The sequence below is a fragment of the Rhizobium sp. AN6A genome (assembly GCF_900215635.1).
GTDB classification, from domain to species: Bacteria; Pseudomonadota; Alphaproteobacteria; order Rhizobiales; family Rhizobiaceae; genus Agrobacterium; species Agrobacterium tumefaciens.
Genome location: NZ_OCNC01000002.1, coordinates 466,178 through 490,203, shown reverse-complemented (window position 1 = coordinate 490,203; position 24,026 = coordinate 466,178). Strand labels below are relative to the sequence as shown.

Genomic DNA, 24,026 nt, shown 5'->3' with positions numbered 1-24,026 from the left:
TTCGGACGCAAAGCCGTGGCGCATCGCTGCCACGCGTATTTCCCAGGAGGTCCCGTCATGCGCGAGCCGGTTCTTTCGCTCCGTGGCATCAGCAAACGTTACGGCCCGCTCGAGGTTCTGAAAAGCGTCGATCTCGACGTCTATCCGGGTGAAGTCGTGGCGTTGCTGGGTGAAAACGGGGCGGGCAAGTCCACCCTCTCAGGCATCATCGCCGGTTCCCGCGAGCCGTCCGAAGGAAAGATGACCTGGCTTGGCCAGCCTTATACGCCCGCTTCGCCGCGTGAGGCGATAGACAAGGGCATTGTACTCATCCATCAGGAGCTGAAGCTTCTGCCGGAGCTTTCCATCGCTGAAAACGTCTTTATCGGCCGCTGGCCGATGAAGAACGGCATCGTCGACCGCGCCGAAATGGTCCGGAGGGCGCAGCAGCAGCTGGCGCGGCTCAATCTGCATATTCCCGCAACCCGCAAGGTGGCGGGCCTTTCGACCGCAAACCAGCAGCTGATCGAAATCGCCAAGGCGCTGGCGCTCGATGCCAAGCTCCTAATCCTCGACGAGCCAACGGCGGCCCTTGGCGGTGCGGAAACCCAGGCCCTGTTCGAGCAGGTTCGCAAGCTGCGCGCCGAGGGCGTGGGCATCATCTATATTTCCCACCGCATGGAAGAGATCAAGCAGATCACCGACCGCATCGTCGTGCTGCGCGACGGTGAGCGGGTGCATGAATTTGAAGACAGCGCGACACCGGTACGCACCATCGTCGAAAGCATGGTCGGCCGGTCGCTGGAACGCCTGTTCCCGGCGCTGCCCGAACCGCAGGAAAAAACGGTGCTGGAGGTCAAGGGGCTGACTGGCACGGACAATTCTTTCCGCGACATCAGTTTCGGCGTCCGTGCCGGCGAAATTCTTGGAATTGCCGGGCTGATCGGCGCGGGGCGTACCGAACTGGTGCGTGCCATTTCCGGTGCCGATCCGACCAGTGCGGGCGAGGTTTTGCTCGATGGACAGGTACTGACGCTGAAAAGCCCGGCGGATGCGATTGCGAAGGGCATCGTCATGGTGCCGGAAGACCGCAAGCTTCAGGGGCTGGTTGTCGAGCATGAGATCGGTGAAAACCTGATCTACGCCAATCTTGACCGTGTCGGCACCGGCTGGATAACGCCTAGCATCAAGCGTGCTTTTACGAAGGAGGCAATTGCCAAATTCGGGGTGAAGGGCCGCAGCGAACAGCCTGCCTCGGATCTCTCGGGCGGCAACCAGCAGAAGGTCGTCATCGCCAAATGGCTTGCCCGCAACCCGCGCGTGGTTGTGCTGGACGAGCCGACGCGCGGCATCGATGTCGGCGCGCGGGCTGGCATTTACGATATTATCGTCGGTCTGGCCAAAAGCGGCGTTGCCGTCATCGTCGTCAGTTCCGATCTCGAAGAGGTGCTGGGCGTTTCAAACCGCATCCTCGTTCTTGCGCAGGGAAAACAGGCCGGAATCCTCAACCGCGACGAGGCCAACGACGTCTCGGTCATGGAACTGGCAACCATTTGAAGAAGGAAATAGAGATGTCCACCATCACGCTCAACGCGCCGAAACTCTTCGATCTTTCCGGCCAGGTGGCGTTCGTCACCGGTGCCGGTTCCGGCATTGGCCAGCGGATCGCCATGGGGCTTGCCCAGTCCGGTGCCGATGTCGCGCTGCTTGACCGCCGCACCGATGACGGCCTGGCGCAGACGGCCGATTTCATTGCCAGAACTGGCCGCAAGTCGATCCAGATCGCCGCCGATGTCACCAGCAGGCAGGCGCTGAGCGACGCGGTAGCACGCACGCAGGCCGAACTCGGTGCGCTTTCGCTTGCCGTCAATGCCGCCGGCATCGCCAACGCCAATCCGGCTGAGGAAATGGAGGAAAGCCAGTTCCAGACGATGATGGACATCAATCTGAAGGGTGTGTTCCTCTCCTGCCAGGCGCAAGCCAATGCCATGCTGAAGAACGGTCGCGGAGCAATCGTCAACATTGCTTCCATGTCCGGCGTCATCGTCAATCGCGGCCTGATGCAGTGCCACTACAATGCATCGAAGGCGGGCGTCATCCACATGTCGAAATCCATGGCGATGGAATGGGTGGGGCGCGGCATCCGCGTCAACACTATCTCGCCTGGTTACACCGCGACGCCGATGAACACGCGGCCGGAAATGGTGCACCAGACGAAACTGTTCGAAGAGCAGACCCCGATGCAGCGCATGGCGGGCGTCGATGAAATGGTCGGCCCGGCGATCTTCCTGCTGTCAGATGCGGCGAGCTTCGTGACGGGCGTGGACCTTTTGGTAGATGGCGGGTTCTGCTGCTGGTAGGGTTTGCGCGGCAGCGCCGCTCGAATTGATGACCACGTGCAAGAGGCAAGGTGGTCTGCCTTTTGATTTTACGCCCGGCTTTCGCCGGGCGTTTTTCTATTCACCGCACAGGCGCGTGAAGACTAGGCAACCTGCTTCTGCACCACTTCTTCCACAAGCTCGCCCTTCAGATAAGAGACGAGATCCTTGATCGTGATGACGAGCAGACCGTGGCGTTCGGCGAAAATTTCGAGCTGTGGCAGGCGGGCCATGGTGCCGTCGTCATTGGCGACTTCGCAGATGGTGCCGCAGGGGTATTTGCCGGCCAGGCGGCACAGATCGACGGCAGCTTCGGTGTGGCCGGTGCGGCCGAGCACGCCTTGAGGGTTGGCGCGTAGCGGGAAGATATGGCCGGGGCGGGCGAAGTCTTCGGGACGCGAGCCTTCCGACACCAGCGCACGCACGGTTTTTGCCCGGTCGGCAGCGGAAATGCCTGTCGTGGTGCCGGGAATATAGTCCACGGAGACGGTGAAGGCTGTCTTGAGGGATTCGGTATTGCGCGACACCATCAGCGGAATGTCGAGCGCGTCGAGGCGCTCTCCCGGCATGGCGACGCAGATCAGCCCGCGCGCATGGTTCATCATGAATGCGATCTGCTGCGGAGTTATGCTATCGGACGCGGCGATGATATCGCCTTCGTTTTCACGGTCTTCGTCGTCAACGACAATTACCATCTCGCCACGGGATATGGCTTCGATCGCGTCTTCAATTTTAGCAATGGTCATTTTCTTTCAAGCCTTTCAAGGGTTATGCCGTTTTGCGGCATTTTCGCGCTTCAAGAAGCGCCAAATATCCCTTGGGCGAACAATGCAATGTGAAGCCCGCTGCGTGCGGGCGTCTTTTGCCTTGTCCTCTTCCATCCGGACTATACCGTCGGCTCCGGCCTCTCACCGGATCTGCTGACCTTCCGGCTTTGGAGACCGGAAGCGCTCGCGGGCTCCGGGAAAATCCCGATACCGCCGGTGGGGAATTGCACCCCGCCCTGAGAACATTGCCAACATAAGTTATCAAATGGGGAGGAAGCAAGCGGCAATATTTTGCCAGGCTCCGCGCGCGCGAAACGGATATCCCGATTATATCCGAGACCGGGTATTTCATTTCGGAATGAGAATAGTCTGGGGTGAGAGACCGGACGGTGGCGGTTACGGGTAGCGCAACCGTACGCTCGGTGACGAGAAGCATTTGGTAGCCCGCGTCGTGGTCGATCCAAAGGAAGGCTATTCAATGAGCTGAGCTGTTCTGAGGAAGCGAACTCGAGTCACCAGATCTCCCAATTCTTTCAGCGTGCCTTTCCTCGAAGGGGATTGATGATTTCGATCCCGTAACAATCTCGCTCATTGTCGGTGACGACAATACAGCTATTGGATCGAGCAATGGCAGCAACGATTGTGTCCCGCGCGCCTTGCGGGCGGCTCACTGCCTTTTCTTGTGCCATTAGCTTTTCCCAAATGAGCGCCGCGTTCTCATCACGCGGAATCATGCGACCTGCAAAGTATTGTTGACGAAGATATGGGTATCCTTTTTAAACCTAGCGTCAATCTGGTGTTCAAAGTAGCGCTGGCAGGGCGGAATATATCAGGAGCAGGGGTTTGAGCTCGATCCGGGCTATCGCAACGTCATGCCTGTAAGCGGATGAGTGGCCTGCTGGCAGACTTGTTGCCTCCATCCATGCTGTCGAAGGCCTCCCTCGCCGCTGCGCCTGGATCAGTTCAGGAGGCGGTTCTCACGTAGGCGGGCAACTGCCATGTCAACGAAAGCCCTCACTTTTGCGGGAGCATTCCGACCCTCGGGATGCATGATATGGATAGGCAGGGGCGGCTCTTCAAACTCGCTGAGCACGATCTGAAGGTCGCCCGCCATAAGGTCAGGGCCTATCTGGTAGTTCAGCACGCGTGTCAGTCCCCAGCCCTCGCGTGCGGAGGTTATGGCCGCTTCGTTGGTGTTGCACTGAAGAGCAGCGTCTATCGTCACGCGGAAATCGTCGGAAAAGCGCCATTCAGGGGAGGCCCAGGCGCTGGTTGACGCCGCGATGCGATGATCCCTGAGGTCGGATGGCGTTGTCGGAATGCCATGTCGGTCAAAGTATGCCGGTGAACCACACACGACACGCCTGACGCTCCCGACCTTTATGGCGGAGAGGCCGGAGTCGGGGAGGTGACCTATGCGGACAGCGACATCGATGCCTTCATCGACAATATTGACAGGCCGGTCGATAAACAGGGTTCGCGCCTTCATGGTCGGAAATGCGTCCAGAAAGCCCGTCACGACGGGCAGCACATACATCTGCCCGAACATGACCGAAGCAGTTACGGACAGCGTGCCCGTCGGTGTAGCGTAGGAGCCTCCCGCTGCCGCCTCTGCTTCAGCAATGTCTGACAAAATCTTGCGGCAGTCCTCGAAATACCGGGCACCCGCCTCGGTCATTTTTACCGAACGGGTCGTTCGCACGAACAGGCGTGCTCCGATGATATCTTCCAGGGCTGCAACAGACCGTGTGACGGCAGGAGCACTCATGTGCATCTGGCGGGCGGTATCTGCGAAACTTTCGGTCTCCGCTACTTTCACGAAAATCCGCATTGCCTGCCAACGATCCATCCGGTCCCCCATGCCCTCGATACGGTGACCATAGTAGAATCCTGGACGACAAGACCGCAAGCCGTCCGGGACATGGACTAGCCGCCAGCGACCTGTCGGTTGGCAGCCGCAAGGTGCTCGATTTCGACGCAGCTTCGCTCACAAAGGCCAGCGGCGCTTGCACGTGCACGTGTGTGCTCATTGACCGCGAGCGCAAATGCTATGGCCCTCGCTATTTTCACATCGAAGCTCAGGCCACAGCGTGCCAGATCGATTTCCGCACCCGTCAGCCCAAGCGCACGGCTATCCTCTTCCTGCTTGCGCTTCCACGACAGGTCGCCGCTCGATGCGGTAAGAGCGAGTTCAACGGCCACTCGAACTCGCTCGTTGAGTTTGAACGGCGGCATTGACGAGGCCAACGGACCGACGTCCGGCTCAAAAGCCGAAGTCGCTGAGACCGGGATGGTCGTCAGGCCTTCGGCCGAGCGGCCAGTGAAACCTGCGATCGGCTTCAGCGATTGGGTGTTCGTTGATGCTGGCGTGACGCGCCCGCATCAGGCCGTCTTCGGCAAACTCCCAATTCTCGTTCCCGTAGGCCCGGAACCACTGGCCGCTGTCATCATGATATTCGTAGGCGTAGCGCACCGCGATCCTGTTGCCCGTGAATGCCCAGAGTTCCTTGATCAGGCGGTAGTCGAGTTCCCTGTTCCACTTGCGGCCCAGAAAGGCCTCGGCTTCAGCGCGGCTGGTTACGAATTCGGCACGGTTGCGCCAGCGAGTATCCACCGTGTAGGCGAGCGCTACCCTAGCAGAATCGCGGCTGTTCCAGCCATCTTCCGCAAGGCGGACCTTTTCGATGGCGCTCTGTTCAGTGAAAGGGGGAAGCGGGGGACGGGACATTGTGATGGCTCCAGGTTTCGTAAGGGGGGAGGGAAGGGTGACGGCTCTCGTGTCACCCCGTCCTGAATGTCATGCCGCAAGACGATCGATACGCGGAAAATCGATCTCGGTATCGAGGGCTTCGTTGACGTAGTTTGTGAAGGTGTTGAGCGCGACATGCGCAATGATCTCGACGATTTCCGCGTCGCTGTAGCCAGCGTCCCTAACTTTTACGATTTCCCCAGGTGCCACCAAGCCACGCGCGGTCGTCAGGGCGCGGGCGAATTCGACGGCTGCCGCAGCCTTGGCGTCGTTCGATGTTCCGCGGCGGTTCGAAGCGATCTCCGCTTCATCGAGCTTGGCGAACTTCGTTCCGGTGAAGGTGTGCGCCGAAAGGCAGTAGTCACAACCGTTGGCTTCGGCCATAGCCAGGGCGATCCTTTCCCGGGTGGCGGGTGCAAGCTTGCCCTTGCCGAGCGCACCCTGCAACGAGGCGAGGCCGTTGAGGGCCGCTGGGCTGGTGGAGACGAGGCGGAAGATATTCGGCACGGAGCCGATCTGCTTCTGGATGGTCTCCAGGATCGGCCGTGAGGCTTCGGGCGCCTCCTCAATCGTGGTGGGGGTAGGAATGCGTGACATGGTATTCTCCTTTGACGGTTTTGAGAGACGTCGCTCTCTGATGCTCAAGATGATTGGTAACCCGTTGTTGTTGAACGTCGAAAAGCAGGAAGTGACTGTTGCGTCAGGCGTAGTAATGTTGGTTTAGACGGCGATCTGGATGCCGCCTTCCTGGTTCGCTGGAATGGCACAGCAAAGGAGGACCTCGTCATCGTCAACCTTCGCTACCGGCTCCTTCAGGTACGTCACGGCGCCTTTGACGAGTTTTGTTTTGCACGTACCGCAATTGCCTTCGCGGCAACTGAACTCGGGCTGAAGACCGCGTGCTTCTGCGAGTTCCAGCAGCGTTCCGGAGCCGGGTGCCCAGCGGGCCTCCTTCAGCGAGTTCGTGAATATGACAGGCACCGGCTTGTCGGACGGCAACGCCCGCAAAGGGGCGGCCCTGGCATCTTTGGCGTCTACAGACCGAACCAGCGACGAGGGTCCGAACGCTTCCGCGTGGATACGATCGTCTGCAATGTTGTAGCCGCGTAAGCCGTCATAGAGCGCCTGCGTAAACTGCGGCGGACCACACAGATAGAAGTCGTAGTCGTTGAACGGCAGATGCTTGGTGAGCATAGCCATGTCGATACGGCCGGCAGTATCGTAGTCGGAGCCCTCTGTGGCATCGCCGATGTCGCTGAGAACCCGCACTAACCGGACCGCGCCCTTGGCCGCGGCCACGAGTTCGGCGATCTCCTTGTCGAAAGGTCGCTCGGCTTTCGTGCGGGCGGCGTGGAACAAAGTCATCGGCCGGATACGCTGTTTGCGAATGCCCTCGTAGACGGCATGACGGAGCATGGCGAGCAGCGGCGTGATGCCGACACCACCGGCAAGGAGCACGGCTGGGCGCGTGGCACGGGCGTCAACGCCGAACCCCCCTGCGGGGGGCCGCGCCTCAATCACGTCGCCAACGGAGATGCTGTCGTGCAGAAACTGCGACACGAGCCCACCGCGTTTGACACTGATGCGGTAGATGCCATCGGACGGTGCGACAGACAGGGTGTAGGTCCTGACAACAGGCCGCTCGCTTCCCGGTAGCGTCAGCCGGATCGGGAGGTGCTGCCCGGCAGCATGCGGCAGCAACCCTGCGCCGTCGCTTGGCTGCAGGTGGATCGAGCGGATCGTCGTGCTTTCCTCGACGATCCTGGTGACCGTCATCGGCCGCCATGTGTCTGAAAGTCCGGTGGCACGCAGCCGGTCTGCTGCTTGCGCCCAGTTCCCGGTCATCAGAGAATTCGGCGACCATCCATCCTTCTGGAATGCCCAGCGAAGTGCGAGTGCATTCGGCCTCCGGACGATCCGGGTTGGCCTGAACGTCCAGAGCCGTTCCGCGCCCTGGAAGGCCGCAATCTCAGGTGATTCCAGGATGACGTCGGCTTCGCCTGTCATCTGCAACACATCGCCCGTCGCGAAGTCTACGAAGAGCAGACCTGCTTTCTTGTTCAGCAGAATATTTCCCAGTGTCGAAAAGAAAAGGTTTCCGTCGAAATCGGGAATTGTGAGAACGTCATCATCGCCAACGCGGACGAAGCCGGCATTCCCGCCGCGATGCGAAACGTCAACCTGTCGTCTGTCTTCGCGGTCGACATAGGAGGCAACGAAGAACGCGTCCGCAGTCGTGATCGTGGAGCGAGCAAGGTCGTCAAGCTCGGACAGGTCTTCACGCTGGTTCTGGCTTGGTTGGCCGGGTGCTCTCTCGAATTGGAAATCCCGCAACTGTATGTAGCGCGGGCAGTTGCCGAAGCTCTGATCCACATCGATCCGATAACCGTTCGCTGCGGTGGAAACAAAGCCGTTCATGCGATTGCGGCGACGCGTGTGCATCTCGATGCCGAGCAGGCCGATCGGTTTGCCGTCTGCCATTCCTTCGCCGGCGGGGTCGCTTGGCTCCAAGGTAGAGCGGATATCGAGCGTGGTTGGCGTAGGAGAGGACATGAAGCCGGGTCGGCCCTCGACAAAGGTGGCCCAGGCGTCATCGTGGCCATCCACACTGCCAAGGACGATGAACGGGAGCTGGGCATAGAAGTCCCGATGCTGATCCGGCATGAAATCGCGAACGACCCGCTGGCCGACGACCTCCATACGCTCGGCGACACCGACTTTTTCCTGAATTAACTTCTCGCCTTCGTGCCATGTCGGCAGTTTTGTCAAAGTGTCGGTCATGTCAGCTCTCCTAAGAAGGGATCGGGCACGCTTCGGCGCGCACCCGAATGCGGGTCAGGCGGCGAGGCCAACCGGAGTCCCGATAAAGTCCACGAAGCCCGGAAGCGCTTCGATCCGACGAAGCAGCCTGTTGACCGCGGGATAAGCGGAGAGATCCACGTTGCCTTCAGGGGCGCGGGCCACGTAGCTGTAGATTGCGACGTCGGCGATCGTCGGGCGTTCGCCTACCAGCCATTCGCGGTCGGAAAGCTGAGTTTCGAGCTTTCCAAGGACCGCATGGGCGCGACCAATGACTTCTTCCGGATTGAACTTGGCACCAAAGACGGTGACCAGGCGGGCGGCTGCCGGACCATAAGCGATCTCGCCGGCAGCTACCGACAGCCAGCGTTGGACCGCTGCTGCGCTCTTCAGGTCATCGGGCAGCCAGTCCGTCCGTCCGGCTTTCTTGGCAAGGTAGACCAGGATCGCGTTGGAATCGGATACGTATTCGCCGTCGTCGTCGAGGACCGGAACCTGGCCAAACGGGTTCATCTTGAGGAAATCGGGCTTCTTGTGCGCGCCGGACATGAGGTCCACCTCAACCAGCTCATGCGGCAGGTTGATAAGTGACAGGAACAGACGGGCCCGATGCGAGTGGCCCGACAAAGGATGATGATAGAGTTTCATTGTGCGCTCCTGCGAGTATCGTTCGGGTCAATTCCCGATCCGCACCTGCAGATTGCTATTATTACGTGGTGATGAGAACGATCGCGCTTCACACTTCATCATTACACCAGGTGCAACAATGGCCGCCCAACAGGGTTCGATCGACGGTATCGTGGCATCAGGCCACGCAGCCAAAAAGTTGCGTGGCCTTTAAATGTCACGACAGTACGGCACGGGGTTCGAGAAAGGCCTCGAGCCCGAAGACGCCGAATTCCCGCCCGAAGCCGGATTGCTTGAACCCGCCGAATGGTGCCATTGGGTCATGCGGCGCATCGTTGATGAACACGCGGCCTGCCTCAATCTGGTTTGCGACGCGTTTTGCCCGCGCGACATCGGAGGAAAAGACGTGCGCCTGCAGGCCGTAATCGGTGTCGTTCGCGATCGTGATGGCGTCTTCCTCGTCGCGGTAGGAGATCAGCGATAGCACGGGGCCGAATATCTCCTCGCGCGCGATGCGCATGTCGTTGCGAACGCCGGTAAAGATGGTGGGCTTGACGAACCAGCCGTGCTGCAGCCCTTCCGGACGACCTTCGCCGCCTGCCAGCAGTCTGGCGCCTTCCTCCTGTCCCAGGCGAATATAGCTCTGCACGCGATCCCACTGCTTCTGGCTGACCATCGGACCAACCTGAACCTGTTCGTCGGCCGAATCTCCCGACCTGAAGCCTTTGATCGTGTGGCTGAGCCGTTCCTCGATTTCACCGAACCTGCTTTCTGGAGCAAGAATGCGGGTTCCGGCGATGCAGGCCTGCCCGCTGTTGCGGAACCCTGCCGCCAGCACCTGCGGGATGGCGACCTCGAGATCGGCATCGTCCAGAATGATGCTGGGGCTTTTGCCGCCAAGTTCCATTGTGACGCGCTTCATAGTGGCCGCTGCCGCCTGAACAATGCCGCGACCTGTGGCAGTGGAACCGGTGAAGGTGATCTTGGACACGTCGCGGTGAGCCGTGAGTGCCGCACCAACGACGCCTCCATACCCGGTGACGATATTGAAAATGCCATCGGGAAGACCGGCCGCGTGCAGGCATTCAGTGATCACCTGCGTCTGCAGGGCGCTCATCTCTGAAGGTTTGATCACCATGGTTGCTCCGGCTGCAATGGCGGCAGAGAGCTTGCCGCATATAAAACTGTAATTGCTGTTCCAGGGCGTGATCGCCACCGCAACACCCGAGGGTCGCATCTCGACATCGGTGCTGCCCATGCGGCGTTGGAACTCGTAGTCCTTCAGCGTTCTTGCCATGTCGAGAAAGACGCGACCTGCGCGTGACGCTGAAAAGCCGATGAAGCCCGATGGCGCACCGTATTCTGCACGCATGGCGGACGCGAGATCGTCGGTTCGGGCGGACACCGCGGCATGCAGCCCGTTCAGCATGTCGATCCGCTCTTTTTTGGTGGTATTCGAAAAGGCTGGGAAAGCGCGTTTGGCGGCAGCAACTGCGCGGTCGGCGTCCTGCTCATCTGCGAGCCGCACGCTGCCGATCTGTTCCTCGGTTGCCGGATTGAAAAGCGGCGCCCATTGATCGCCGTGGGGCTCGACAAACGCCCCGTTGATATAGATCCGATCGATGATGTGCATGTTTCTTCTCCTGTGATGGCTTCACAGCAAAAATGGCATGCGGTAAGTGTTGCGTGTAGTAGGACAAAATCGGACAGCCTGATGAACTGGATTGCGCAATGAGAGCAAGCCTGATCGAGCTTGAAGCGGTTGCCGGCGTCGCGCGTCACGGTGGATTCCGGGCTGCCGCGCGCGAGCTCGGTATGTCGTCATCGGCTTTGAGCCATGCGATCGCCGCGCTTGAGGAGCGCCTTGCCGTCAGGCTTTTTAACCGCACCACGCGTAGCGTGTCCTTGTCTGCAGCCGGTGAGCAATTCCTATCTGAAATCGCACCTGCCCTTCAGACGCTCGAGAAAGCGATCGAAAATGTCGGTGAACATTCAGATCGGCCCTCCGGGAGACTGCGGCTGAACATGGCGCCGGGCGCGGCGCGCATTCTGCTGCAGCCGCTCATCCTCGAGTATAGCCGCCGATACCCGGAGGTCGACATCGAGATCGTGACCGAAAATGCGCTCGTGGATGTGATTGGCAAAGGTTTCGATGCGGGCATTCGTCTCACCGAGGCTATCTCGCCCGACATGGTGGCCGTAGCGATCATTCCGAAAATGCGGTCTTTCGTCGTCGGCTCGCCGCGCTATTTCGACGGCCGTTCAAAGCCCGTCGTCCCAGCCGATCTCGCCCGGCACGTCTGTATCCAGATGCGCATGACGAGCGGGAGACTTTATCGCTGGGAGTTTGAGAAGCACGGGGAAACACACTTGATCGATGTCAGCGGTCATCTCACATTTGATGGGTCTGACCTGATCCTGGAGGCCGCTCTTGCCGGATTCGGGCTCGCCTATCTGGGTGAACATGCACTTGCGCCCCATATTGCCTCAGGCGATCTCATTCCTGTTTTGGAAGACTGGTCTCCCGAGTACCCGGGACTTAGTCTTTATTTTTCGCAACGGCGACACATGCCAGCCAAACTGCGTGCCTTCATCGAGCTGATCCGAGAGCGTTCGACCAGCGACAATTGATAACGAGGATGCCTGTCTTTGTCGTGAATCTGGTCGTTGGTTCATATTTTGTCGATACCGGTGTTCTCGCAAGCTTGCGACGAACAGGGGCCGACTTCACGTTTTGAAATGAACGGTCACCGAAAATGAGTTCCCATTCGGTGCCAATGCGGTCATGTCTTTGCAAAACTCGTACGAGCCATTGTTCGACGACACACTTATCAAAGAGCTGACAGCATGGAAAATCCGGTTGCATTGAATCGTCTTTCCGAAAACACGGTCTTCCGTAAGGGCGACGTTTTCGTACTCTTCGGCGAACTGTTCGGCCGCGGATACGCCACCGGCTTGCTCGACGAAGCAAGAAAGGCTGGAATGGAGATTGTGGGGATCACTGTCGGGCGGCGCGACGAGAACAACGCGCTGCGGCCGCTCGACGCCGATGAACTGTCTTCGGCGGAGGCCCAGCTGGGCGGCAGGATCATCAACATACCTCTTATGGCGGGTTTCGATCGCGATGCGCCCGCAGACGGACCTACTGCCACCGATCTCCTGGCAAAGATGACGCTTGAGAGCTGGGAGCACGACAAGCTCGACTGGGACTATGTCAGGCAATGCCGCGACATTGCCAATGCGCGTTTTACGGAATCGCTTTCAAAAGTCATGACCGTTCTCGATGGTATGATCGCCGATGGCCGTAATGTTTTCTTTGCCCACACAATGGCAGGCGGCATCCCGAAGGCGAAGGTATTCCTGGTCGTCGCCAATCGGATCTACAAGGGAACCGGACCTCGCCACATGTCGTCGCAGACCCTGCTCGACAGTGACATGGGAAAACTCATCCTGCAGAATTTTGACGACGTCTCCGCAAACACCTTTCGCCATCTCATTGATTTCAGTGCGGCGATCCGCGAGCGCGTTGAAGCTTCGGGCGGTCAAGTGCGATATACGGCCTATGGTTATCACGGATCGGCGGTCCTCATTGACGGAAGCTATCGTTGGCAGACCTACACCAACTACACCCAGGGTTACGCGAAGATGCGGCTCGAAGGCATTGCTGAGGAAGCCTGGGCTAAAGGGATCAAGGCAACTGTTTATAATTGCCCCGAAATCCGGACCAATTCGTCCGACGTGTTCACCGGTATCGAGCTGCCCCTGATACCGCTGTTGCTTGCGTTGAAGAAAGAAAACGGCGGCCAATGGGCAGATGAACAGTGGCAGGCCTGCCAGCAGCTGCTGGTAGATGGCTTAACGATGGAAGACGTCTTCGGCAAGATCGCCGCCATGCAGGCCAGCGAGGTCATGCGTCCGTTCTATGACTTTTCGGCATGGCCCATGGCAAACAGCCAGGCGCAGGCCGATCTGACCATCGGCACGTCCAACGAGATCAGCCAGATGCATCGGGATAGCAAGGTGATGATCAGCGATCTGCTGAGCAGTCTCGTCGTGACGGCAACAGGGCAGCTAATCTTTGGTGAATCGTCCGAACCCTCCGGTCCAGTTCTGTGGCTCAACCACGATATCGTGGCTCGGCGACTTAACGCTTCCCACCCGCATTCGAAGTCGTCTGCGCCGCTTATCGCACCGGGAGTGGAACCCGCCCAACCTGAGATGGCGTGAATGGAGGCCGGGTGTTTTGGCGATGAAACGGCGAATCTTGCTGCAGGAATCGCCGTTATGTGGGAGGCGCCATCGCGCCTGCCTCAAAGCAGACATCGTCTTGGTACTGGCGTCACGTTAAGGAGCTTCGAGCGTTGAACCTCAGGAAATACCTTTAAAGAACGCCCCGCAGGAGATGATGGCTGTTCACCCACGTCATGATCGGAAGCAACGACCTGTAGCGGGCCAGAAGCTTCTACGGCACCACCTTGCTGCATTGGGAGGCAAGTCCGGTGAGATGGATGCGAGAGGCCGGCTAATCTACGCCGATGAGGGCAACCGCTTGATGATCACAAAGCCGATCGATGGCGAGCCGGCAACAGCGGCCAACGGTGGGACGATCGGTACGCCGCCGCGAATCCCGAACATGTTCTGGCGTGGTATGCCGCCAGTATCTTGCATAGCATCCAGACCCCACCTGCAGAGCGTCAGGATGGGGCGGTCGTCGCATATCTTCGCGATCCGGATGGAAATAAACTCGCGGTAAGGTCTCAACTGACAAAATGATGTGGCCTAGTCAACGCCTGGCGGAAGGTTCGAGTATTAGAGCGGCAGGCGTAGAATGGCCTGCTGCCGGTTTCATGGACACCGGGTTAAGGTGTTTCCAGTGGTAATTCACGCGGCGCTACCCACAGCCCGTTATTGATGTTTCGAAAATCCCAAATATAACAGGGAGGCATCTTTCGCCGATGATGATGCGCGCATTCCGCCGCGGAACACGCTAACAACTTTGGAAGATGAGATATGCCGAAACGAAAAGCCCCAGCAGTTGTCAGCACTGGCATTACGGGACTGAACGAAATCCTGCGTGGCGGCCTGCCAGCATCCAATCTTTACATGCTGCAAGGCGCACCCGGATCCGGCAAAACGACGGCAGCGCTGCAATTTCTTCGCGCCGGGGTGGAGGCGGGAGAAAGTTGTATCTACGTCACGCTTTCGCAGACGGCGGCAGAACTCGAAGCGATCGCTGTTTCACACGGTTGGACACTAGATGGCATCCGTGTTGAGGAGCTCTCCACCTCCGGCTTGGTCAGCGAAGCCGATGACCAGAGCATATTCCTGACCGCCGACCTTCGGCTCGACGAGACGCGAAAGGCGATCGAGGCCGCCATCGAAGAGCATAGGCCACGACGACTGGTTTACGATTCGCTCCTGGAAATTCGACTGATTACCGGCGACTCCCCAAGGTTTCGTCGGGAGCTGATCGGTTTTAAATCCTTCCTGGCCAAGCGAAATGTGGTCGCTCTTCTTCTCGATACCCAGACGCCCGGCTACGACCGAAGCGGAGAAGAAGTGGAGGGATTGGCCCACGGGGTCATACGTCTCGACAAGGCGCTGGAGGAATACGGGGGTGTGCGCCGCCGTGTCGAAATCTCGAAGATGCGTGGTGTTCCAGTAGCAGATGGCTACCATGATATGGCGATCCGGGAAGGCGAGGGCGTCGTTGTCTTTCCCCGCATCATGCCCAGTACAGCATCTGAGGCGACCAAACCGGAATTGATCAAATCGGGTGTTGCAGCGCTTGACGATATGTTTGGTGGTGGGCAAGAGGCAGGAACCACGACGCTGGTCATCGGACAATCGGGCACCGGCAAATCAACCATGTCATCGCTTTATGCCACCGCAGCACTCGAACGTGGGGAGACCGTTGCGCTATTCCTCTTCGAGGAGCGGCTTGAGACATTCTTCCGCCGCTCCGAAGGCTTGGGCATGCAGCTCAGGCAGTTCCACAAGGATGGCAAGCTTATCCTGCGGGATTTCAATCCGAACGAAATCTCGCCCGGCGAATTTGGCCAAATTGTTCAGGGTGCCGTCACGCAAAACAAGGCCCGCGTTGTTGTGATCGATAGTCTCACCGGATATCTGAACTCGCTGCCGCACCGGGAAAAGGCGGTTCGGGATATTCAGTCGCTGCTGAAATTTCTTGCCCGCTCCGGTGTACTGACGATGCTGATCGTCGCCCAACATGGCCTGATCGGTCAAAATGTCGGCATTGACGTCGACGTAAGCTTTCTCGGAGACACCGTCCTTTTGCTGCGTATCATGGAGCACGAGGGCAGGCTGCGCCGCAACATCACCGTTGTTAAGAAGCGCCACGGGCCGCATGACCTCAATATCCAGGAATTGCTGATCGAAAGTGGCAGCGTCAGCGTCGTCTCCTACAACCCTCTTCCTGATCCGAAATGAACGAAATACCGAGCGAAAGCGAAAGTGAGCTTGATTGGGTGCTCATCCTGGCCCCGTTTCGCAAGGACGCCGACTACATCGCGGCGTTTTTGCAGGAGCAGAACGTGGCTGTCAGGCATAGCAGGGCCGACAATGAGCTGGCCGATAGTTTGTCGCTTTCCCCCGGCGTCGTCATCATCACCCATGAAGCATTGAACCCGCCCGTTATCGCAACGATCGGCGATTATCTTGCATCCCAGCCGGATTGGTCAGAAGTCCCGATCCTTGTCCTGCTTGAGAAGGCTGCCCCTCTGGCGCGAATCTACAGCCAGCTTGAACGGTCTTGGCCAAGCGCTCGCCTTATGCTCCACACGCGCCCGATCGCGCGATTGGAGCTGGTCAACAGCATCCAGACAAATCTTCTCGTGCGGTTGCGCCAGAAACAGGTGCGTGATGCCATTGAGCGAGAGGTCGAGCTCCGGCTGGAACTCAACCATCGCATCAAAAACATTCTTGCGAGCGTCACCTCGATTTTCAAGATGACCCGGCGTGGCGCGTCAACTGTCGAAGAGCTTGCAGCCGACTTCACCGGACGCCTTCAGGCTTTGTCCAACGTCCATACGGCAGTGTTTGAGGCGGGCGGAGAAGAGGTTTCCCTGTCCTCAGTGATTGCCATGGTCGTCGCACCGTATAACGGCGACGGGTTGAGCCGGATCAAGGCTAGCGGTCCTGATGTCTGCGTCAACCGCACCTCCGCCACGACGATTGCACTTTGCCTTCACGAGTTGACGACCAATGCCATCAAATATGGTGCGCTGTCTCAAAAGGATGGCAGTGTCGATGTTATCTGGTCCATGTCGGAGGAAGCATCGCCGGTCCTTTCCCTGGATTGGATAGAAACAGGTGGACCGGCGGTCGTTGAACCGAAGCGGCAGGGATACGGAACGAAATATGTTCTCTCTGCCCTGACTTCCGTATTTGGCGCAGCACCAGTCATCACATTCGCTCCGTCCGGCCTCTCATGCCATGCCGCTGGTCCATTGCAACGGCTTCAAATCTAGTCATTGGAAAACCCAGTCCAAATGAATCATGGGCCGGGTAATCCAACGTTGAGACCCTTGTTAAGATGTGACATTCGGTTGTTGCCTGCCGGGGATCGAAAGCTCTCTTGGCGTTTGTCGCGCAGTCTAGTAGAGCAACTATCACGATATTGACGAGCCAAACCGGGTCAACACATACGCCAGAACGGGCGGATCGACCTCCAAAATAAGACGATTTCAGACCCTATGGAAAACAAGTCGCTCTATATTTGGCTGCTGATGCTAGCTGTCCCTGTGTCGGTTCTGATAGCAGCTCAAGTCGATACAGGTTCTGCACCATCAATTGGCGGGGGAGGCTACGATCTTGGTCCGTTTGTGTATTCCTGGTTGTTGGTAATTTTCACAGCACTCTGGTCGGTCTGCGCTTTTGTGGCAGCGCTGCTTCAGAAAGGCCGAGCTTCCTCTTTTCGCGCTTTCGGCCTGGCAGGCTTTGGTGTTCTCGTCTTCACTGCAATCCTGCTTTTTTACGGAGAGAACCTTTCCTAGCTGCTCGTCTTATAAAAACGCTTCAGTGGTCTTGTGATCAGGATCGGAAGGATGCCCAAGGTAAAGGCGAGCAATATTTGTTGACGACCTATAGAACCACTCACCGTTTGCACCTGCGCGTATCGCTATGGTCAAGTCCGGATTGAAAGAGTGTCGCCTTTTCGACAAATTAAGTTCCATAATATGTATTATGCGATATAAACGTGTAAGGGGGTGGGTTCAAGCTTGAAGTGCGACTTGCGAATGATACCAATGGCTTCACTTTGGAAATTTTCGCATGTCCGGATGCTATTCGAGAATTGCCGTCCCAACGCGTTCTCAAAGAGCGTAGGAAATGTCTTCAAAAACAGCAGACCGTCAGCCTGCCACCGCCTGAGCCGCGGGATGCGAAATCCTACGCTCATCGATTAAGTCGCGAATACGCGCCGCGACGAAGATTGCATGCTCGGTAACCTGCGGCAGCCCCATCAGCTCTCCAAAGGTCCCGCGCGCAAGTGGCCCGGCAATAAAGAGTGAAGTCGTGCTTTCGCCTGAAGCCGATACGGGATTAGACTTGGCATCGACCAAAATGCCAAGTCCGGTTGGACAGGGTTGCAACAGGCCTGCCTCCTCGAGTTCTCGAAGCAATGCTTGGCTTTGAAGAATACCGCCATGAGCCGGGCCCGTTGTGACGACGATCGCATCGACATCAAGCGCTTCGATAAACCTGGCGCGCTTGGGTCGCAACATCACCCTGTAGCCGGCATCCATCCGCGATACGGAAAGGAGCGAGGCAGCCCGGACATCCATTTGGCCGCTCGCGATCGCCTGCTCCACAGCAGCCTCGACTTGCGGCGCGATGCGAAAGCGATGCACATCCCAGATTGGCCGCAAGTGTCGGGCAACGCGCCGTCTCTCAACGACGGGCAGGTTTTTCCATATTTCGTAACCCTGCCCCCTCAGCGCATCCACGACGCTATGCCATGTCATGCCCTGTCGTTCCGCTTCTCGCAGAAAGTGGCGAACCTTATGAAGCAGCTTGCTTGCGGAGTTGGACGGCTCCGACAGGAAATCGCCGAAAGGTTCCTGCCCCGCTGGTCCATGGCCGCGAGACCGCAACCCTCTCCGAGAGATAGACGTTATCTGACCGACATGGCCACGCCTCTTGAGAGAGGCAACCACATCGGCAGATGTCAGGCCATTTCCAACGATAAGAACTCGATCTCCAGGCGCGATAGCGTTGATTGCATCGGTCACAGTGACATCCGCGATCAGTTTTGGATCGTCTTTGAAAGGCTCTAGCACCCGAGGCAGAAAAGGCGGTGGATGGCTGACGGCCAGTACGACAATATCTGCAATGAGCTCCGTCCCGTCAGACCCGGCAATCTCGTAACAGCTTCCTCTTTGCGACACCGAAATCGCTTTTGCCCACCAGTGCCTGATACGGCCGTCATCTAAAAACGGTTGGATCCGTGCCGAGACGTAATCGCCGAAAACGGACCGCTTCGGATAAGGCGAACCATCGTGACCCACAAGTTCAGTATCGTCATGGGAAGACATATCACTAAGATAATTCTCGAAATCATCGGGCATGTCCGGAAACAACGTCATTCTTGCTGCCGGGACGTTGACCCGATGCGCAGGATCGGTGGCGCTATAGGCCAAGCCACGGCCCAGCTCCGATCGAGGCTCGATGACCACAACGGATGCATCAGTCGGGAATCCTTTGCCCGCTACCAGATGCATTGCCATCGCCGCGCCGGTGAAACCACCGCCGACAACTGCCACGGTTAAGCGGGCAGAAGCTATGGGAACAAAAGAATTCATCGCCTCTACGTTCTCCCAAAGAGATCTGCGCCCTGCACGACGGGCTAATAAGCAAAGCTCCAGAAGGCAATTCCGCTTCCCGCGCTTAAGGCTCGTCGTCACCACTATTCTGTTTTCCCGAAGTTCCCGGTAAAGCTCTTCGTCACAAGGCGCTTCGATTGGAAACAGACGTGATGGGCACCATCTCATCACTCACTATATCTCATTACTGCTGGCGGATGTAGCAAGATCAATTGCCCAGCCGGGGCGTTTGCGCGCCCCGGCCTCCAAAATTTTCTTAACTCCAGGCGTGAAGCGGTGGCTTCTCGCCATTGAGGAAGTACTTACCGAGGATGGAATATTTCCACCGGACCGGATCGTGCAGCGTGTGGGTACGGGCATTGCGCCAATGGCGATCGAGGTGATGCTCTGCAAGCGTGGAGCGGGTACCTGCAAGTTCGAAGAGCTTGTTGGTCGCCGCAATCGCGATCTCGGTCGAGAGGATTTTCGCCTCAGCCGTAACGATCTGCGCCTCTGCCACCGTTTCAGCGTTCGGATTCTGGATGGCTCGGTCGATCGCGTAACCGGCTTTCTCAAGGAGCGCTTGAGCCGCATGCAGGCGCAGCGTCAGATCGCCGACAGCCTGGATCGTGTAGGGATCATCCCAGGCATGATCGACACCGCTATCCACCCAGGCACGGCTCTTGGTGCGTACAAAGGAAACGGTTTCATCGATCGCCGCCTGAGCTATCCCCGTATCGACCGCGACCTGGATGATCTGGAAGATCGCGCCATCCGCAGTCGGCTCCGCATAGCCCTTGTAGCCGGGAACCAGATAGGTCTTCGGCACTTTGACATTGTTCAAGATGACCGTGCCGGACAGCGTCGTGCGTTGGCCAAAGGATGACCAATCGTCAATGACGGTCAATCCAGGCGCGTCTCGCTCGGCAATTGCATACCAGGCACGGCCTTCATCATCGAGCGCGACGATCGGCACAAGATGGGCAAGAAGTGCCCCGGAGGAATAGAATTTCTGGCCGTTGACGATCACGTGGTCGCCGGCATCGACGAACTTCGTCTCGAAATCCGCCGCTCGCTTTGAGCCGAATTCGGAGAAGGCATTGCCGAAGCGTGTACCGCGCAGCACCTCTGCAAACAGCAGCGTCTGTTGTGCCTCATCGGAAACCGTGCGGATCGCCGCAACGACGCCGAGATGGTTTTGTGCGATCTGGCCAATGGAGGAATCGGCCGCGGAGACGATCTCGATCACCTTGGCCAGTGTCGCATAGGAGACCTCCGGACCGCCGAATTTTTTCGGCACGTTGATCGACCAAAGGCCACTTTGCGAAAAGGCATCGAGTTCCTTCACCGGCCAGATGCGGTCGCGGTCGCGAAGTGCAGCTCCTGGCGCGATTTCGGCGGCCAACCTCTTTGCCACCTCGATCGCTTCGGCGTCGCTCTTGATGATGTGTGCCGGTTCGCTCGGCCGTGGCACGGCCGGAACGCCTTCGGCAGCATTTGTCGTATTGACGTTGGAAATGGTCATCGCATGTCTCCTCTTCGATTTGATTTTCAGTGGATGTGCGCCGCGACGGGTGCGGCCGGTTTCTGGCCGAGATAAAAGGCCTTGACGTCATTCCGCGCCTTGAGTTCAACGGCCGTGCCCGACAACACGCTGACACCGTTTTCCAGGATGACGGCCCTGTCGGCATAGGTCAGCGCCACCGCCGAGTTTTGTTCGGCGACCAGGATCGACAGGCCCTCCTCACGATTGAGGCGCTTCAACGTGCGGAAAATGTCCTGCACGACGAGCGGTGCCAAGCCCATCGATGGTTCGTCGAGCACCAAAAGCCGCGGCCGTGACATCAGTGCGCGGCCGATCGCCGTCATCTGCTGCTCGCCGCCCGAGGTGAGGCCGGAAAGGAGCCGGCGCTTTTCCTTAAGCCTAGGGAAATGCGTGTAAATCTTCTCAAGATCGGCTGCGATTTCGCTGCGGGTGGCGGATCGACCGATACCGCCGCAGACCAGGTTTTCCTCGACAGTCAGCGTTTTGAAACAGTGGCGTCCCTCAAGCACCTGCACAAGACCGAGACGAACAAGGCTGGCCGGGGTTTGGCGAGTGACATCACGGCCGTCAAAAAGGATATGGCCGGCAAGCACCTGTCCCCGTTCGGCCGGCAGAAGGTTCGAAACGGCCTTCAGTGTCGTGGTCTTGCCGGCACCGTTCGCACCGAGAATGGCAAGAATTTCCCCTCGTCCGAGCGAAAGTGTGACGCCATGCAATGCGGTAACGACATGGTTGTAGGTCGCATTAAGGCCCTCCACAGAGAGCAGCCTGTCATCCTCAGTCATCACGATCTCCTTGGCGCTTTTGGGATGTCGTGGCCGGACAGGAGGGGAACCCCGTGTCCGGGCACGCGAGCATCAGTTCGTGACGGAACCCGCATCTTGCGAGGTCCGAAGCTTGATGCCCTTTTCAGCGGCATAGGCTTCGGACGACTTCTCGATGATCGGACGCAGCAAGGCCCAGTCCGGAGCGATCCAATCAGAGACGACGTTCCACTTCTTGCCGTCCCACTGTTGGAACGTCACGTAGCCGTTCCCCTCATGGTTATCCCAGGTGACGTTGATGGAGTGGAAGAGGTCTTTGGCGCCCAGTGCCTCGACGCGGGCCGGTTCGAGTTGCAGATGCTCGAAACCCCAGCGAACCTCATCGCCGGTCAGGGTGCGCTTGCCAAATTTCTCTTGGGCGATCCGCACCGCCTCGACGTTCAGGATACCATTGACGATCCCAAGATTGTGGTAGACGGAGCCGATGCGGCTCTTATCTTCGAGGTTGCCCTTGCCTTGGTCATAAAGCGTCCTGACGATCTCCTTGACGACCGGATATTCGGCTCCCGACGCCTGGGTGGTTATGGCAGTATAGCCCTTTGCCGCGGCGCCGGCGGGAATGACGTCCTCTTCCGAGTTGGACCAGACATTGCCGATGATGTGATCGACCGGGAAACCGGTCTTTGCCGCTGTCTTCAGCGCCACCGGGTTCATGACGCCCCAACCGCGTAGCACAACGTAATCAGGCTTCGCACGGCGGATCGTCAGCCACTGCGACTGCTGCTCGTTGCCCGGATGCGGAACTTCGATCTGCTGCAAATCAAAGCCATACTTCTTAGCCAGCAGGTCGTAGATCGGGATCGTTTCCTTGCCATAGGGCGAGCCGTGATAGAGTACGACAATCTTCTTGCCCTTCAGCCCCTCAAGCCCGCCTTCCTTGGAGGCGATATAATTCACGATACCGGAGGTCTCGCTATAGGGATTGAGCAGCAACGGGAAAACATAGGGGAAAACGCGGCCATCGGTCGAATCCGTTCGGCCATGGTTGATGGTAATGAGCGGCACCTTGTCCTGCGTGATGCGGTCGATCATGGCATAGGCGATGCCAACCGAGAGCGGGTTCCAGGCTGCAATGCCGGGATTGCTCTTAAGCCGTTCATAGGCCTCGACGCCGCGCTCGACCTCGTACTGGGTTTCGGCCTCCGACCAGGTAAGCTTGACGCCATTGACGCCACCGTCCCTGATATTGATGAGATTGAGATAGTCGATAAAGCCGCCGAAGAAGCCTGTGCCACCGGCTGCGTATGGGCCGACGCGGTAGCTCTGCAGGGGGAAGTACTGTTCATCAGCCATGGCCGGGAAAGCAATGGTCGCAAGGCTGATGCCGGCAGCGAAAGCTGATACTTTGATCTTGGCGAAAAGGGTCATATCTAGACATACTCCATCTGTCGGCTGGCGCCCTGCCATCCGCGCTGGTTTGAGGAATTCACTGGCTGTTGCGACTTTTCTTGTTGGAAGCCCTTTGCCCTTCAGGGCCGGGCTTCGAGGGGTTCACGCCCGCCTGAAGGCGACCGCAATGCGTGACCTCAAGCGATCCCACAACGACACGAGGCCGTCAGGCTCGAGGATCAGAAACAGAATGATCAAGGCGCCGATGACGATGCGCTGCGTCATGTCGAGCACGCCGGAATCAAAGACGTTTCCCAGCAACAATGAGCCGACCCGGGAGAGGATGAGCGGAAAGACGACGATCAAGGCCGCACCGAAAAAGGCACCGCGGATCGAGGCAAGTCCGCCAATGATGACGATAAAGAGGATCTGGAACGAACGGTCGAGATTGAAACCGGCCGGCTCCACCGTGCGAAGATAGGCAAAAGCCCAGATCACGCCGGCAACACCGATGATGAAAGACGAGATCGCAAACGCGAGAAGTTTCGTGCGCAGCACCGGAATACCGATGATGAGTGCGGCTGTTTCGTTATCGCGCACGGCGATAAAGTTGCGGCCGGTCTGCGACGACACCAGGCGGTAGGCGAGAAACGTGAGGACGGCGACGATCGTCAGCGCGAAAAGATAGCGCCCGATTGGTCCCTCGAAAGAAACCCCGGCCAGCGACAGCACCGGTGCATCGATCACGCCCGATGCGGATTCGTTCGAGAACCAGCTGAATTTCGTCAGAGCCCATTGCACGAAGAACTGCGCGGCAAGCGTCGAGACGGCAAGGTAGAAGCCGCGAAGGCGAAGGCTCGGCAGGCCGAAGACGATGCCGATGGCGGCCGCCGAAAAGCCGGCCAGCACGATCGACACGAAAAGCGGCAACCCGTCGACCCGCAGGTTGAAATTATAGGCCGCGAAAGCACCGGCAGCCATGAATGCGGCCGAACCAAGCGAGACCTGCCCCGCATAGCCAGTGAGAAGGTTGAGGCCGACCCCGGCAAGGCTGAGGGCAAGGAATGGCAGCAGGATTGCCTCGAAGAGGTAACTGGTGCCCACGAACGGCACGACGAGATACGCGATAGCGAGCACCCAGACGGTTCCGGCATGACGCCGCAGGAAAAACGGCGGTGAAAGATGGGCTGTAACGGCGGACATC

The 24,026-nt window shown here is 58.4% G+C and carries 20 protein-coding genes, 1 pseudogene and 1 riboswitch; of the genes and pseudogenes, 8 read left to right on the top strand and 13 right to left on the bottom strand.

What is annotated here, in order from left to right:
* Positions 1-57 precede the first annotated feature (57 nt).
* Positions 58-1,536 (top strand): sugar ABC transporter ATP-binding protein, encoded by a 1,479-nt coding sequence (locus CRO62_RS03625; protein ID WP_060725042.1) that lies wholly within the window; start codon positions 58-60, stop codon positions 1,534-1,536.
* 14 nt (positions 1,537-1,550) lie between these two features.
* Positions 1,551-2,339: an SDR family oxidoreductase gene (locus CRO62_RS03620; RefSeq protein ID WP_097099222.1), complete on the top strand. Its 789-nt coding sequence runs from the start codon at positions 1,551-1,553 to the stop codon at positions 2,337-2,339.
* Positions 2,340-2,461: 122 nt separating this feature from the next.
* On the opposite strand, the gene ribB is transcribed toward CRO62_RS03620, so the two are convergent.
* From ribB to CRO62_RS03575, 8 genes are all read right to left on the bottom strand, one after another.
* Positions 2,462-3,103: a 3,4-dihydroxy-2-butanone-4-phosphate synthase gene (ribB, locus tag CRO62_RS03615; protein ID WP_097099221.1), complete on the bottom strand. Its 642-nt coding sequence runs from the start codon at positions 3,101-3,103 to the stop codon at positions 2,462-2,464.
* Between the two features lie 119 nt (positions 3,104-3,222).
* A riboswitch (FMN riboswitch) is annotated at positions 3,223-3,372 on the bottom strand.
* Positions 3,373-4,082: 710 nt separating this feature from the next.
* Positions 4,083-4,973: a LysR family transcriptional regulator gene (locus CRO62_RS03605; RefSeq protein WP_003517041.1), complete on the bottom strand. Its 891-nt coding sequence runs from the start codon at positions 4,971-4,973 to the stop codon at positions 4,083-4,085.
* Positions 4,974-5,050: 77 nt separating this feature from the next.
* On the bottom strand, positions 5,051-5,326 hold the full coding sequence (locus CRO62_RS03600) for a hypothetical protein (protein WP_097099219.1): 276 nt from the start codon (positions 5,324-5,326) through the stop codon (positions 5,051-5,053).
* A gap of 61 nt (positions 5,327-5,387) precedes the next feature.
* Positions 5,388-5,852, bottom strand: coding sequence for a DUF1348 family protein (locus CRO62_RS03595; RefSeq protein ID WP_097099218.1), 465 nt, complete (start codon positions 5,850-5,852; stop codon positions 5,388-5,390).
* A 69-nt stretch (positions 5,853-5,921) separates the two neighbouring features.
* On the bottom strand, positions 5,922-6,470 hold the full coding sequence (locus CRO62_RS03590; RefSeq protein ID WP_097099217.1) for a carboxymuconolactone decarboxylase family protein: 549 nt from the start codon (positions 6,468-6,470) through the stop codon (positions 5,922-5,924).
* A 123-nt stretch (positions 6,471-6,593) separates the two neighbouring features.
* Entirely contained in the window at positions 6,594-8,654 is a 2,061-nt protein-coding gene (locus CRO62_RS03585; protein ID WP_097099216.1) for a pyridoxamine 5'-phosphate oxidase family protein, read from the bottom strand.
* A gap of 54 nt (positions 8,655-8,708) precedes the next feature.
* On the bottom strand, positions 8,709-9,320 hold the full coding sequence (locus CRO62_RS03580) for a glutathione S-transferase family protein (protein WP_097099215.1): 612 nt from the start codon (positions 9,318-9,320) through the stop codon (positions 8,709-8,711).
* 196 nt (positions 9,321-9,516) lie between these two features.
* Positions 9,517-10,932: an aldehyde dehydrogenase family protein gene (locus tag CRO62_RS03575; protein ID WP_097099214.1), complete on the bottom strand. Its 1,416-nt coding sequence runs from the start codon at positions 10,930-10,932 to the stop codon at positions 9,517-9,519.
* 98 nt (positions 10,933-11,030) lie between these two features.
* Here CRO62_RS03575 and CRO62_RS03570 point away from each other — a divergent pair, with 98 nt between their 5' ends.
* The 6 genes and pseudogenes from CRO62_RS03570 (at position 11,031) to CRO62_RS03545 (ending at position 17,317) form a co-directional block, all read left to right on the top strand.
* The gene (locus tag CRO62_RS03570) at positions 11,031-11,930 is read left to right on the top strand and encodes a LysR family transcriptional regulator (protein WP_097099213.1); all 900 of its coding nucleotides are present in this window, start codon (positions 11,031-11,033) and stop codon (positions 11,928-11,930) included.
* A 216-nt stretch (positions 11,931-12,146) separates the two neighbouring features.
* Positions 12,147-13,526: an enoyl ACP reductase FabMG family protein gene (locus CRO62_RS03565; protein WP_097099212.1), complete on the top strand. Its 1,380-nt coding sequence runs from the start codon at positions 12,147-12,149 to the stop codon at positions 13,524-13,526.
* 182 nt (positions 13,527-13,708) lie between these two features.
* Positions 13,709-14,072, top strand: a pseudogene (locus tag CRO62_RS27530) (VOC family protein).
* A gap of 237 nt (positions 14,073-14,309) precedes the next feature.
* Complete coding sequence (locus CRO62_RS03555; RefSeq protein WP_097099211.1) at positions 14,310-15,752, top strand: ATPase domain-containing protein; 1,443 nt, start codon at positions 14,310-14,312, stop codon at positions 15,750-15,752.
* Positions 15,749-16,792 carry a sensor histidine kinase gene (locus CRO62_RS03550; RefSeq protein ID WP_097099210.1) on the top strand — a complete coding sequence of 348 codons (1,044 nt, stop codon included), beginning with the start codon at positions 15,749-15,751 and terminating at the stop codon, positions 16,790-16,792. The genes CRO62_RS03555 and CRO62_RS03550 overlap by 4 nt, the downstream gene beginning before the upstream one ends.
* A gap of 225 nt (positions 16,793-17,017) precedes the next feature.
* Entirely contained in the window at positions 17,018-17,317 is a 300-nt protein-coding gene (locus tag CRO62_RS03545) for a hypothetical protein (protein ID WP_097099209.1), read from the top strand.
* 357 nt (positions 17,318-17,674) lie between these two features.
* Here CRO62_RS03545 and CRO62_RS03540 read toward each other — a convergent pair whose 3' ends face one another.
* The 5 genes from CRO62_RS03540 to CRO62_RS03520 all read right to left on the bottom strand — a co-directional run bounded on the left by CRO62_RS03540 (position 17,675) and on the right by CRO62_RS03520 (position 24,025).
* Entirely contained in the window at positions 17,675-19,123 is a 1,449-nt protein-coding gene (locus CRO62_RS03540) for an FAD/NAD(P)-binding protein (protein WP_097099208.1), read from the bottom strand.
* 277 nt (positions 19,124-19,400) lie between these two features.
* Positions 19,401-20,648, bottom strand: coding sequence for an SfnB family sulfur acquisition oxidoreductase (locus CRO62_RS03535; protein WP_097099207.1), 1,248 nt, complete (start codon positions 20,646-20,648; stop codon positions 19,401-19,403).
* Between the two features lie 26 nt (positions 20,649-20,674).
* Positions 20,675-21,454: an ABC transporter ATP-binding protein gene (locus CRO62_RS03530; protein WP_097099206.1), complete on the bottom strand. Its 780-nt coding sequence runs from the start codon at positions 21,452-21,454 to the stop codon at positions 20,675-20,677.
* Positions 21,455-21,526: 72 nt separating this feature from the next.
* Complete coding sequence (locus CRO62_RS03525; protein ID WP_179784447.1) at positions 21,527-22,861, bottom strand: ABC transporter substrate-binding protein; 1,335 nt, start codon at positions 22,859-22,861, stop codon at positions 21,527-21,529.
* Between the two features lie 123 nt (positions 22,862-22,984).
* Positions 22,985-24,025, bottom strand: coding sequence for a branched-chain amino acid ABC transporter permease (locus CRO62_RS03520; RefSeq protein WP_097099204.1), 1,041 nt, complete (start codon positions 24,023-24,025; stop codon positions 22,985-22,987).
* Position 24,026: the final 1 nt, after the last annotated feature.